Origin of the sequence: Clostridium senegalense (assembly GCF_018916625.1) — a bacterium.
Lineage (GTDB): Bacteria > Bacillota > Clostridia > Clostridiales > Clostridiaceae > Clostridium_J > Clostridium_J senegalense.
This window is the reverse complement of record NZ_JAHLNC010000001.1, coordinates 364,952-378,284: the sequence shown is the minus strand read 5'-3', so window position 1 is coordinate 378,284 and position 13,333 is coordinate 364,952. Positions and strand designations below refer to the sequence as shown.

General features: G+C 27.3%; 12 protein-coding genes. 6 read left to right on the top strand and 6 right to left on the bottom strand.

The annotated features are described in order from the left end of the window. Nucleotides 1-53: 53 nt before the first annotated feature. Entirely contained in the window at nucleotides 54-1,268 is a 1,215-nt protein-coding gene (locus tag KQI36_RS01930; RefSeq protein ID WP_216449426.1) for a M16 family metallopeptidase, read from the top strand. Between the two features lie 55 nt (nucleotides 1,269-1,323). Here the strand turns inward: KQI36_RS01930 and KQI36_RS01925 are convergent, their stop codons facing one another. After that, nucleotides 1,324-2,142 (bottom strand): TIM barrel protein, encoded by an 819-nt coding sequence (locus tag KQI36_RS01925; RefSeq protein WP_216449425.1) that lies wholly within the window; start codon nucleotides 2,140-2,142, stop codon nucleotides 1,324-1,326. Nucleotides 2,143-2,407: 265 nt separating this feature from the next. Here KQI36_RS01925 and recJ point away from each other — a divergent pair, with 265 nt between their 5' ends. Continuing rightward, the gene (recJ, locus tag KQI36_RS01920; RefSeq protein WP_216449424.1) at nucleotides 2,408-4,174 is read left to right on the top strand and encodes a single-stranded-DNA-specific exonuclease RecJ; all 1,767 of its coding nucleotides are present in this window, start codon (nucleotides 2,408-2,410) and stop codon (nucleotides 4,172-4,174) included. Nucleotides 4,175-4,224: 50 nt separating this feature from the next. On the opposite strand, the gene KQI36_RS01915 is transcribed toward recJ, so the two are convergent. Then, entirely contained in the window at nucleotides 4,225-4,734 is a 510-nt protein-coding gene (locus KQI36_RS01915; RefSeq protein WP_216449423.1) for a QueT transporter family protein, read from the bottom strand. Nucleotides 4,735-5,062: 328 nt separating this feature from the next. Between KQI36_RS01915 and KQI36_RS01910 the strand changes: the two genes are divergently transcribed. Continuing rightward, nucleotides 5,063-5,290: a hypothetical protein gene (locus KQI36_RS01910; protein ID WP_216449422.1), complete on the top strand. Its 228-nt coding sequence runs from the start codon at nucleotides 5,063-5,065 to the stop codon at nucleotides 5,288-5,290. 240 nt (nucleotides 5,291-5,530) lie between these two features. Here the strand turns inward: KQI36_RS01910 and KQI36_RS01905 are convergent, their stop codons facing one another. The 4 genes from KQI36_RS01905 to KQI36_RS01890 form a co-directional block, all read right to left on the bottom strand. Continuing rightward, entirely contained in the window at nucleotides 5,531-5,719 is a 189-nt protein-coding gene (locus KQI36_RS01905) for an alpha/beta-type small acid-soluble spore protein (protein WP_010292479.1), read from the bottom strand. Between the two features lie 101 nt (nucleotides 5,720-5,820). After that, on the bottom strand, nucleotides 5,821-6,009 hold the full coding sequence (locus tag KQI36_RS01900) for an alpha/beta-type small acid-soluble spore protein (protein ID WP_010292477.1): 189 nt from the start codon (nucleotides 6,007-6,009) through the stop codon (nucleotides 5,821-5,823). Nucleotides 6,010-6,097: 88 nt separating this feature from the next. Beyond that, the gene (locus KQI36_RS01895) at nucleotides 6,098-6,286 is read right to left on the bottom strand and encodes an alpha/beta-type small acid-soluble spore protein (protein ID WP_010292475.1); all 189 of its coding nucleotides are present in this window, start codon (nucleotides 6,284-6,286) and stop codon (nucleotides 6,098-6,100) included. A 95-nt stretch (nucleotides 6,287-6,381) separates the two neighbouring features. Then, nucleotides 6,382-6,570 carry an alpha/beta-type small acid-soluble spore protein gene (locus KQI36_RS01890; RefSeq protein WP_010292473.1) on the bottom strand — a complete coding sequence of 63 codons (189 nt, stop codon included), beginning with the start codon at nucleotides 6,568-6,570 and terminating at the stop codon, nucleotides 6,382-6,384. 396 nt (nucleotides 6,571-6,966) lie between these two features. Between KQI36_RS01890 and KQI36_RS01885 the strand changes: the two genes are divergently transcribed. The 3 genes from KQI36_RS01885 (at nucleotide 6,967) to nifJ (ending at nucleotide 13,328) form a co-directional block, all read left to right on the top strand. Next, nucleotides 6,967-8,034 (top strand): undecaprenyldiphospho-muramoylpentapeptide beta-N-acetylglucosaminyltransferase, encoded by a 1,068-nt coding sequence (locus KQI36_RS01885; RefSeq protein WP_216449421.1) that lies wholly within the window; start codon nucleotides 6,967-6,969, stop codon nucleotides 8,032-8,034. A gap of 168 nt (nucleotides 8,035-8,202) precedes the next feature. Continuing rightward, nucleotides 8,203-9,528: an MBL fold metallo-hydrolase RNA specificity domain-containing protein gene (locus tag KQI36_RS01880; protein ID WP_216449420.1), complete on the top strand. Its 1,326-nt coding sequence runs from the start codon at nucleotides 8,203-8,205 to the stop codon at nucleotides 9,526-9,528. Nucleotides 9,529-9,806: 278 nt separating this feature from the next. Further along, nucleotides 9,807-13,328, top strand: coding sequence for a pyruvate:ferredoxin (flavodoxin) oxidoreductase (gene nifJ, locus KQI36_RS01875; RefSeq protein WP_010292470.1), 3,522 nt, complete (start codon nucleotides 9,807-9,809; stop codon nucleotides 13,326-13,328). Nucleotides 13,329-13,333 lie beyond the last annotated feature (5 nt).

The following is a 13,333-nucleotide window of genomic DNA, read 5'->3' as shown; positions in this document are numbered from 1 at the left end:
AGTCTATTTGGCTAGTTATTTTTTAAATTTATAAAATAGGGGTAAAATAAAATATGAAAAAAATAGTTTTAGATAATGGATTAAAATTGATTTATACTAATACCAAAACAGATATTACATCCTTCACTATAGCAATAGATGGTGGAGCTATAAAGGAAAGTGAAGATGAAATAGGACTTAGTCATATAGTAGAGCATATGGTATTTAAAGGAACAAAAAAAAGAAGTGAAATAGATATAAATAAAGAATGTGATAAAATTTTTGGCTTTCATAACGCTATGACAAACTATCCTTATGTAGTATATTATGGAACATCTTTATCGGAAGATTTTGAACGTGGATTAGAACTTTATAGTGATATAATTTTAAATCCAACATTTGAAGAAAAATATTTTAAAGAAGAAATTTCAGTTATATGTGAAGAACTTAAAGAATGGAGTGATGATGTATCACAACATTGTGAAGATAAAGTTTTATATAATGGATTTTCTAAAAGAAGAATTAAAGATTTAATTATAGGAAATGAAAGTTTAATAAAAAAATATACTATAGAAGATGTGAAAAAATATTATAATAAGCATTATCATATTAATAATATGGTTATATCAGTAGTTTCATCTATATCCTTTCAAGAAGTGATAAAGATAGTTGAAAACTATTTTAAAAATGGATATATTAAAGAAAAAGAAAAAGAAAGCATCATTTTTGAAAAAAACATAAATAATATTTTTTATGAATATAAAGAAGGAATAAATTCTAGTAAAATACAGTATATCTTTTCTATTGATGAATTAAGTGATAGAGAAATAACCATTTTGAGAATTTTTAATAGTTATTTTGGAGAGGGAACTAGCTCAGTTTTATATGATGAAATAAGAACTAAAAGAGGGTTAGTATATGATATAAAAGGTTTTTTAAAAAATGAATCAGGAATAAAATTATATTCAATAAGTTTAGGAACATCTAAGGAAAATATAGAATTAGCAATGAAATTAATAGATGATAACATTAAAAAAACTGTAAATTTAAAAAATATATTTACAGAGGAAAAAATACAATCTATACTTAAAAATTGTAAATTAAAAAGAATGTTAGGTCTTGAAAAGTCAATAACATTAAGCTTTAATACTGCTATATATGAACTTATGTATGGAAATTGTAATTTATTATTTGATGAATTTGAAATTGAAAATATAACGGAAAATGAAATTCTAGAAGTTATAAATAAAGTATTGAAAAACCCTACAATACAAGTGATAACAGGTTAGTTAAAACATGTAAAACTATGAAATTAATTTTAATAAATAATTTCATAGTTTTTTATTAAAGAGATTGATAAATGTTTTTAAGTAGTAAAGAATCATTTTCAAGTATAGGACTTTCACAAATTATACAACCTTTTATATTAAAATCTTTAAATGCTTTCATGCAAGCTTTATAATTGAAATCACTTTTTTCAAAAGGTAAGTGATTCTTTTCACCTTTTTCGCCATAGTTTATTCCAGAGATATGTATATGCATATCATTTAAGGCATCTTCTCCTAAATTGTCCCCTATATAAGTTAATATTTTGGCAAAATCATCATAACTTTTTAATGCACCATTATATCTTGCATGAATATGAGAAAAATCAACGCAAAGTTTACATGTAGGTACATGCCTACAAAGGGATACTAATTCTTCTAAATCACCAAATTGAGTGCCTTTACCTGTAGTTTCAAGTCTATAATCTACACCTATATTGGGAAGCTTAAGTAAATTTTCTTTTATTGTTTCAAAAGTTTCTTCCTTTGAATCTTTAAGATAAAAACCAGGATGGAAAATTAAACTACGGCCATTAACTTTTTTTAATCCTTCAGCACCTTTAATAATTCTTTCTATAGATTTTTCCTGTTTTTCAATTTCATCTGCATTTAGATTTATATAATATGATCCATGAGCTGAAAGGTAAAAGTTATTATCATTTTTAGCCTTTAAAACATCATCTTTATTTTTATCAGTAATATTAACAGATCTAACAAAGGGTAATTCCATAGCATCTAATCCTAAGTTTTTTAAATAAGGTATGCCTGTTTTATAGGTAAATTTAGAGTTAAGTTCACCTAAAGGTAACCCTGATATTCCAAAAAGTAAATTATCCATAATAAATCCTCCTAAATTATTTTGAAAATATATAATATATAATAATTAATTCTATCAAATAATTACTTAAAATCAATAGTAATAATAACTTTAAAAGAATAATTATTAATTAAAATCTATATAAACTTTATTTGAATAGAGAATGTGATAAAATTAAATTATTGTATTTAAGTAAGTAAATATATAAAATATTGTTTATGTATTATGTTTTATATCAAATAAAATTCAAGATTTTATTTGATTATTATATTTTAGGGGTGAAGAAATGAAGACTAAATGGATGTTGAGAACTACAAAAACTAACTTAGATAAAGTTGGAAGAATTTTAGGTGTAAGTCCTCTCATAGTAAAAATTATGATAAATAGAGGACTTAATACTATAGAAGATATGAAAAATTTTTTAAATCCGCGTTTAGAAAACTTGCATAATCCATCTTTAATGAAAGATATGGAAAATGGTATAAATATAATTAAATGTGCTATTTTAAATAAAGAAAAAATTATGATTTATGGAGATTATGATGCTGATGGCGTTACAAGTACAGTAATATTATATAAGGCATTAACTTTATGTGGTGCAAAGGTAAATTATTATATACCAAATAGAGAAACAGAAGGATATGGTATGTCAAGTGAAAGGCTTGAAAAAATTAAAAAAGATGGTTATAACGTAGTAATTACTTGTGATAATGGAATATCAGCATTAGAACAAGTTGAAAAAGCAAAAGAGTTAGGAATGACTATTGTAGTTACAGATCATCATGAACTTCCTTTTGAAGAGAAAGAAAAAGGAGAAAGAGTATATACACTTCCTAATGCAGATGCAGTCATAAATCCTAAAAGATTAGATTGCGATTATCCATTTAAAAATTTATGTGGTGCAGGAATAGCTTTTAAGTTTGCGCAAGGTATTTATAATGAAATGGAAATACCTAAAGAAAAAGCCTATGAACTTATAGATATAGCAGCTATTGGAACTATTTGTGATGTTGTAGATTTAATTGATGAAAATAGAATAATAGCAAAAGAGGGATTGAAAATTTTAGCTAATACTAAAAACTTAGGCATTGCTGCTTTAAAAGAGGAATTAAACATAAAAGGAGAAGTATCTTCATATCATATAGGTTTTTTGATAGGACCATGCATAAATGCTACTGGAAGATTGGAGACAGCATTTTTATCTGTAGATTTATTATTGGCAGACACTGAAGAAAAAGCTAAAGAATTAGCAAAAACTTTAGTAGAATTAAATAAGACAAGACAAGAATTAACAAATGAGGCAGTGGAAGAAGTAAAGGAAATTATAGAAAATTCTAATTTGAAAAATGATAAAATTTTAGTAATTTATAATGAAAAAATACATGAGAGTATAGCAGGTATAGTTGCTGGAAGGATTAAAGATAGTTATAATCGTCCAACTATAGTTTTGACTAAAGGAAAAGAAATGCCTAAAGGTTCAGCAAGATCTATTTCGGAATATAACATGTTTGAAGAATTAATAAAATGTAAAAGTCTTTTAGAAAAGTTTGGTGGACATCCTATGGCGGCAGGACTTTCAATAAAAAAAGAAAATATTAATGATTTTAGATTAAAAATAAATGAATTATGTACATTAACAGAGAATGATTTAATATACAAAATAAGGATAGATGAAAGATTATCATTGAAAAATGTAAATTTTAAAGTTATAGATGAGTTGAAAGCCTTAGAGCCCTTTGGAAAAGGAAATTCATCTCCAATACTTGCTGAAAAAAATGTATCTATAGAAAAAATAAGTATATTGGGAGAACATAGAAATACATTAAAATTAAGATGTAGAATTAATGATACAAATAGATATATAGATGGAATATGTTTTAATAAAGTAGAGGAATTTATAGAAAATTTAAAAGAAGCATATGGTGAGAGTTATGAATATATGCTAGAAAATCCTTATGGTATGAAAATGGATTTAATTTTTTCACCATCAATTAATGAGTATAATGGAAATGTATCAGTGCAACTAAAAATAAATAATTTTAAGATACAATAAAAATATAAAAGCAGTAATATATAATTACTGCTTTTTCCTTATTTTAAATCTTAATTTAGTTTAAGTATATTACTTATCTTTGAATTTTTCTCTAAAGCTGATATTAATGGAAGTCCCAATCCATAACAACAAATAAATTGACCTATTCCAACATAAAACATATTGAAAATTAAAGGTACATTTGGAGCATAAAGAACTTTTAACATACTTCCAACTACAATAGCATTAACTAATACCGCTGGAAGTGGAGCTAATAATCTTTTATGTTTCAAATTACTTTTTCCAATTTTGTAGGTTAAATAAGAAGCTAATAAAGTAGCTAAAGAACCTACTATTAAATCAGGAATACCCATAGGACTAATGATGTTAGACATTAAGCAACCTAAAAAAAGTCCCCAAATTGCATAAGGTGAGAAATAAGGTAAAACTGTTAATCCTTCTGCAATTCTAATTTGAATAGGTCCATAACTCATAAAGTTAAGAGTTACAGTAAGTGTTGCATATATTGCTGCTAAAAGAGCTGCAAATGCAATTTTTTTAGTATTGTTTTGTTTATTCATTTATATATACCTCCATAGTTTTGTTTTTAGACAGGATGGTTACGAACTGTCTTAGTCAATACCATCTATCATTATATATTTATAACAGACCAAAATCAAGAGAGAGATAAGTAAATAAGTTGGAAATTAAAACTACTTTCTAATTAAAAAAGTTAAGTATTGATTTTATAAATGTTAAAATTATAAGGGAATAATGGAAATAATTATAATGATAAATTTAAGTTTTATATTAAAAATATATATGTGTAAACTTAAAAATCGTAAGTATATTTAAAATATAGTTGCACATAATATTCTTGTAAAAAGAATATTTTAGGAGGAACAGCAAATGACTAAAAAAAATGCTAAACAAAATGTTAAAGATTCAATAAACCAATTAGAGAATGTTAAAAATTCAATTGATAGTGCAACAAATACTGTTGAAAGTAATAGTACTAAAGCACAATTGAAAAATGAATTGAATTCAGTTCAAAATAGTTTAAGTAATGCAAAATCTATAGAAAATAAAATCGAAGCAGATGATGCTAAAAAAAACAAATCAAACTCTTTTCAATAATTAATTATAAAAAGAGATTGTATCTATAAATCTGATACAATCTTTTTTATGTGAAAATTTAATAAGAATTGCCTTTGAAAAAGTGATTTTTATAAAAATAAAGAAAAGAGTTATTTAAAATATTTTAAATATTTTAAATAACTCTTTTATGGGATATTAATATATAGTAATATACTATAAATCTAAACTATATATCAAACATCAGGTTAAAAGTTTATAATAAATTTTGAAAAGTATTTATTATAAATTTCTTTCGTAAGCTTCTACCATTTTTTTAACCATTTGGCCACCAATTGAGCCGGCTTCTCTAGAAGTTAAGTCTCCATTATAACCATTTTTTAGGTTAACTCCAACTTCTTTAGCAGCCTCCATTTTGAAATTGTTTAATCCTTCTTTAGCTTCTGGAACTAATACTCTATTTCTGCTCATTTAAATTGCCTCCTTTAATATAAGTATATTTAAATACTTTAAATGGTTTTAATATAAAATTTTGTAGCTTGTTTGATATTTGATAAAGTGTCAAAAGTTTATTATAATGATTTTTCGTAAGATTCTACCATCTTTTTAACCATTTGACCACCAACAGAACCAGCTTCTCTAGAAGTTAAATCTCCGTTGTAACCATTTTTAAGATTAACTCCAACTTCTTTAGCAGCTTCCATTTTGAAATTATTTAATCCTTCTTTAGCTTCTGGAACTAATACTCTATTTCTGCTCATTATGAGCACCTCCTTATTAATGTATCTCTAATTTATATATTTATTAAATTAAAGATTAGATTTAATAAACCCTAGGTAAATTAGCCTACTACAGATTTCTTTCGTAAGTCTCTACCATTTTTTTAACCATTTGGCCACCAATTGAACCAGCTTCTCTAGAAGTTAGGTCTCCATTGTAACCATTTTTAAGATTAACTCCAACTTCTTTAGCAGCTTCCATTTTAAAGTTATTTAATCCTTCTTTAGCTTCTGGAACTAATACTCTGTTTCTACTCATAGTAGAGCACCTCCTAATCAAATTGAATAATTAAATAATTTTTAGGTATATGGTATAGAATTAGTATGAGTAATTCTATTATCTTATAAAATTAATTATAAATTTTTTTCATAAGATTCTACCATTTTTTTAACCATTTGACCACCAACAGAACCAGCTTCTTTAGAAGTTAAGTCTCCGTTGTAACCATTTTTAAGATTAACTCCAACTTCTTTAGCAGCTTCCATTTTAAAGTTGTTTAATCCTTCTTTAGCTTCTGGAACTAATACTCTATTGTATCCCATTGTTTTCACCTCCTTTTGTTGTTTGTAGTCTTATTTTAACCGAATATAAAAGTTTTATTTTATTAGTTTAAAGGAAACTTCTGAATAAAATTCTTGTTTTGTAATATATTAGGTAATAAATTAACTATGAAAATTAAAAAAAATATTATATAATGTAGTTTTGAAAAATAATTTTAATTTATTGAATTATAATGCTTAAATAAACAATGTATAAATCAGTTTGAAATTATTTTAAAATTATAGAGAATATAATGAATAAATCTTTTGAAAAATATATTATATATAATGTAGGGTAATTTTAAAAAATAATACATTAAGAAAAAATAGATTTTAAGTATAGTAAAGACTAAAACATGAATTGAAAAATAATTAATAGAAAAGGTAGGAGGAAATATTTTGAGTAATAAAAAAATAATTTTAACTGGTGGTGGAACTGCAGGTCATGTTACACCTAATATAGCTCTTATCCCAAAGTTAAAAGAATTAGGTTATGATATAGGATACATAGGAACTAAAGAAGGAATTGAAAGAAGGCTTATTGAGGCTGAGAACATAAAATATCACATAATATCTAGTGGAAAGCTAAGAAGGTATTTTGATTTAAAAAATTTTTCAGATCCTTTTAAAGTTATAAAAGGAATTTTTGACGCAAAGAAAATACTAAAGCAAGAAAAACCAAATATAATTTTTTCAAAGGGTGGATTTGTATCAGTTCCAGTTGTTTTAGCTGCAAAAATGAGGAAAATACCAGTTATAATTCATGAAGCTGATATGACACCAGGACTTGCCAATAAAATATCTATGCCATATTGTTCTAAAATTTGTGTAACATTTAAAGAAGCCTTAAATCATATAGATAAATCTAAAGGTGTATTAACAGGACTTCCTATAAGAGAAGAAATTTTAAATGGAAGTAAAATAGAAGGAAAAAGAATATGTGGGTTTAAAGATGAAAAACCTATAATTTTAATTATCGGTGGAAGTTTAGGCTCAAAGTTTATAAATGATTCTATAAGAGAAAATTTAGATGAGTTATTAAAAGACTTTAATTTAGTGCATGTCTGTGGAAAAGGAAATGTAGATAATACAATAAAAAAAGAAGGGTATGTTCAATTTGAATATGTAAAAGAAGAATTACCACATTTGATGAAGATTTCTTCATTAGTAATTTCACGTGCTGGTGCCAATGTTATATTTGAAATCCTGGCACTAAAAAAGCCAAATTTACTTATACCACTTTCAGCTAGAGCTAGTAGAGGTGACCAAATTTTAAATGCTAGGTCTTTTGAAAAAGATGGTTATAGTATGGTTTTAGAAGAAGAGGAATCAAATTCAAAAATATTATTAGAAAAAATAAAAGAATTAAATAGAAATAAAGATAAATATATTGAAAATATGAATAAGAGTGAAGTTAAAAACAGTGTTGATAATATAATAGAGTTGATACAACAATGTAGTATATAAAAGTTAAAATACAAAATAAGATAGTACTTTATATTTTAAAGTACTATCTTATTTTGTATAAAGAAAATGGTAATTGGAAAATATATTTTTGAATAATTTTAAAGTTGCATTTAAATAAAAAATGCATATGAATTTACTATAAAAATAATTATATAAAGAGGGGTTAGTATGAAGATCAAATTTTGTGGAGCTGCTAAATGCATAACAGGTTCATGCCATCTATTGGAGGTTGGTAACACTAAAATATTACTAGATTGTGGTTTATTTCAAGGTAAAGATTTAAAAAAATTTAATAATGATGAGTTTATGTTCAATCCTAAAGAAATATCAGCAGTAATATTATCTCATGCTCATTTAGATCATAGTGGAAGAATTTTAAAGCTATATGAGCAAGGATTTAAGGGGAATGTTATATGTACAAAACCAACAGTGGAACTTTGCAAGGTATTACTATCAGATATAGAAAACTCATTGGATAAAAATGAGAAGAATAGAAGTGAAATATATTTTGAAAAATTCATAGGATATGACTATGATGAAAATATTATTATTAATGAAGATATATCATTGGTTTTTAGAGATGCAGGACATATTCTAGGTTCTGCTATATGTGAAATTGTAATAAATGATGAAAACAATACAAAAATAGTATATAGTGGCGATGTAGGAAATGATAATTTATTAATAGTGGATGACCCAAAAAAAATATATAGTAGTGATTATTTAATATTAGAGGGTACATATGGTGATAAAATTCACAATGTTAAAAGAGATGAATTTGATTTTTTAGTGGAAATTATAAAAAAAACTGTTTCTAAAAATGGGAATGTAGTTATACCTGCATTTTCATTAGGGAGAACTCAAGAAATAATATATACTTTAAACAAATTTATGGAATCAGAAGAGGATTATAATGTAGATATATATGTAGATAGTCCTATGTCTACTAAGATTACTAAAATTTTTGAAAATAATAAAAAATATTTTGATAAGGAGGCAAAAAAATTTTTAAATGAAGGAGATAATCCTTTTCAGTTCAAAAACCTTCACTTCATAGAAGAATTAGAGGAATCAAAAAAACTAAAAAATAGGAAGGGTATAGTTATAATATCTTCTAGTGGTGATTGTGAAGGGGGAAGAATTGTGCATCATATAAAAAATAACATAGAGGATAAAAATAGCTCTTTAGTTTTTGTTTGTGCTCAGGGGTATGATACAATCGGTGGGCATATTTTAGGTGGAAAAAGAAATATTTGTATATTAAAAGAAGAGTTAGAAATTAATTGCAATATATACAATTTACAGGGGCTATCTGGTCATGCTGATAAAAATAGTTTGGAAAAGTGGGTATGCAATTTTAAAAGTAAACCTAAGAAAATATTCTTAGTCCATGGAAGTGAAAAAGCACTTTGTGAATTGAAAGACAATTTAGAAAAAAAGAAGTTCAGTATATCGATACCTGCAATTGGGTGTATAGAAAATACAAATAGTTAAAAATATAACAATGAAAATGACCTTTAAGCACTTGAAATTTAAGTGGTATAGCATTATCATAGATTATGAAAGCTGTATAAAATGCTATTTTTAGTAAAAATATTATAAAAATTGAGTTATTTCGAGGTATTATCCTAAAAATTTTTTTGATAACATGGATAATAATTATCAAATAATTACTATGTTATTATTTTAGATAATTAAAAAAAAAGATAGGTATTAACCAAATAGCAAAAAAATTATTATAATAATAGATATTAAGAAAGAAGGTTTGGACAATGAGACAAATGAAAACTATGGATGGAAATACTGCTGCTGCTCACGTAGCTTATGCTTACACTGATGTAGCTGCTATATATCCAATAACACCATCATCACCAATGGCAGAGCACTGCGATGAGTGGGCTGCACAAGGTAGAAAAAATATTTTTGGGCAAACTGTAAGAATGATGGAAATGCAATCTGAGGCAGGTGCAGCAGGTGCGGTTCACGGATCATTACAAGGAGGAGCATTAACAACTACATTTACAGCTTCTCAAGGATTACTACTTATGGTTCCTAATATGTATAAAATAGCAGGGGAATTATTACCAGGAGTATTCCATGTAACTGCTAGAGCATTAGCAGCACAAGCATTATCAATATTTGGAGATCACCAAGACGTAATGGCTGCAAGACAAACAGGATTTGCTTTACTTGCAAACAATAGCGTTCAAGAAGTTATGGACTTAGCTCCAGTTGCTCACTTAGTAGCAATCGAAGGAAGAGTTCCATTCTTAAACTTCTTTGATGGATTTAGAACTTCACATGAAATTCAAAAAATAGAAGCTTGGGATTACGAAACATTAGAAAAATTTGTAGATAAAGATGCTGTAGAAGCATTTAGAAATAGAGGATTAAATCCAAATAATCCAGTAACAAGAGGTACAGCTCAAAACCCTGATGTGTACTTCCAAACTAGAGAAGCTTCAAATAAATTCTATCAAGCTGTTCCAGAATTAGTTGAAAAATATATGGAAAAAGTAAACAAAGAAATCGGAACAGATTACCATGTATTTAACTACTATGGTGCACAAGATGCTGATAGAGTAATAGTTGCAATGGGTTCAGTTTGTGATGTTGTAGAAGAAACAATAGATTACTTAGCAACTCAAGGTGAAAAAGTTGGATTATTAAAAGTACGTTTATTTAGACCATTCTCATTAGATCATTTCTTTAAACATATGCCAAAAACTGTTAAAAAAGTAGCAGTTCTTGACAGAACTAAAGAACCAGGATCAGCTGGAGAACCATTATATCAAGATATAAGAAATGCATATTATGATTGTGAAAATAAACCAGCTATAATAGGTGGAAGATATGGACTAGGTTCAAAGGACACTACTCCAGATCATATAGTAACTGTATTTGATCATTTAAAAAATGATGAATTAAAAAATGGATTCACAATAGGAATAAATGATGATGTAACATTTACTTCATTAGAAGTATCTAGAAGTATACAAGTTGCAGATAAAGGAACTACAGCTTGTAAATTCTGGGGTCTTGGATCAGATGGTACAGTTGGAGCTAACAAAAGTGCTATAAAAATAATTGGAGACAATACAGATATGTATGCTCAAGCATACTTTGCATATGACTCTAAAAAATCTGGTGGTATAACAGTTTCTCACTTAAGATTTGGTAAGAAACCAATTAAATCACCATACTTAATAAATGCTGCAGACTATGTTGGATGTCATAACCAATCATATGTTAATAAATATGATGTTCTAGCAGGAATAAAAGATAATGGAACATTCTTATTAAACTGCATTTGGAATCAAGAAGATTTAGAAAAACATTTACCAGCATCAATGAAGAGATATATTGCAGCACATAACATAAACTTCTATACAATCAATGCTGTTAAAATAGCTCAAGATTTAGGTTTAGGTGGAAGAATAAACATGATAATGCAAGCTGCATTCTTTGAATTATCAAAAATTATTCCAACTGAAGAAGCAGTTAAACACTTAAAAGATGCTGTTATTAAATCATATGGCAAAAAAGGTGAAAAAGTTGTAAAAATGAACCATGATGCTATAGATAAAGGAATAGAATCTATTGTTAAAGTAGAAGTTCCGGCTTCTTGGAAAGATGCTCAAGATGAAGCACTTCCAATTCAAGAAAAACCTGATTTCGTTAAAAATATCGTAGATGTTATGAACAGACAAGAAGGAGATAATTTACCAGTTAGTGCCTTTGCAGGTATCGAAGATGGTACATTTGAACCAGGAACAGCTGCATATGAGAAAAGAGCAATAGGAATAAATATTCCAGAATGGATACCAGAAAATTGTATTCAATGTAACCAATGTGCTTATGTATGTCCACATGCGACTATAAGACCATACGTTGCAAAAGAAGAAGCATTTGAAGGTGCTCCAGCAAACATGAAAATTGTAGATGCTAAAGGTGGAAAAGCATTTGAAGGATTAAAATTTGCAATGACAGTAGCACTTGAAGATTGTACTGGTTGTGGAAACTGTGCGCAAGTTTGTCCAGCAAAAGAAAAAGCTTTAGTTATGAAACCTTTCGAAACTCAAGAAAAAGAAAAAGAAGTTTGGGATTTTGCAGTTAAAAACTTACCAGCAAAAGCTGAAAATCCAATGGGAGTAAACAGTGTTAAAGGTAGCCAATTTGAAACTCCACTTTTAGAGTTCAGTGGTGCTTGTGCAGGATGTGGAGAAACTCCATATGCAAAACTTATAACACAATTATTTGGAGATAGAATGATGATAGCTAATGCTACTGGATGTTCATCAATCTGGGGCGGTAGTGCACCTTCAACTCCATACACAACTAACCATAAAGGTCAAGGTCCAGCTTGGGCAAACTCATTATTCGAAGATAATGCTGAGTTTGGATTAGGTATGTTCTTAGGAGCTAACCAATTAAGAGATAAACTTGTTTTAGCAGTTAAAGAAGCTGTTGAAGCTAATATTTGTGAAGAATTAAAAGGTTTATTAAAAGAATGGTTAGAAAATGTAAATGATGCAGAAGCTACAAAAGCTTTAGCAGCTAAAATATTACCAATGTTAGAAAATGAAAAATCAAATGAAGCTTTAGCTGAAGTTTATAATAAAAAAGATTTCTTCGTTAAGAGATCACAATGGATCTTCGGTGGAGACGGTTGGGCATACGACATCGGATATGGTGGAGTAGACCACGTATTAGCAAGTGGAGAAAATGTAAATGTATTTGTATTTGACACAGAAGTTTACTCAAATACAGGTGGTCAATCTTCTAAATCTACTCCAACTGCTGCTATAGCTAAATTCGCAGCTGCAGGTAAGAGAACTAAGAAAAAAGATTTAGGAATGATGGCTATGAGTTATGGATATGTTTATGTAGCTCAAGTAGCTATGGGAGCTGATCAAAATCAAACTCTTAAAGCTATAAGAGAAGCAGAAGCATATGATGGCCCATCATTAATAATTGGTTATGCACCATGTATAAACCATGGAATTAAAAAAGGTATGGGATCTACTCAATTAGAATCTAAATTAGCTGTTCAATCTGGATACTGGACATTATATAGATATAACCCAGTACTAAAAGAAGAAGGTAAAAATCCATTTAGCTTAGATTCTAAAGAACCAACATTATCATTTAAAGATTATCTAATGGGAGAAGTTAGATATGCTTCATTAGCAAAAGCATTCCCAGAAGATGCTGAAGCATTATTTGCTAAAACAGAGCAAGATGCTAAAGAGAGAAGAGAAAATTATAAAAGACTTGCAGAACAACAAATCTAATATAA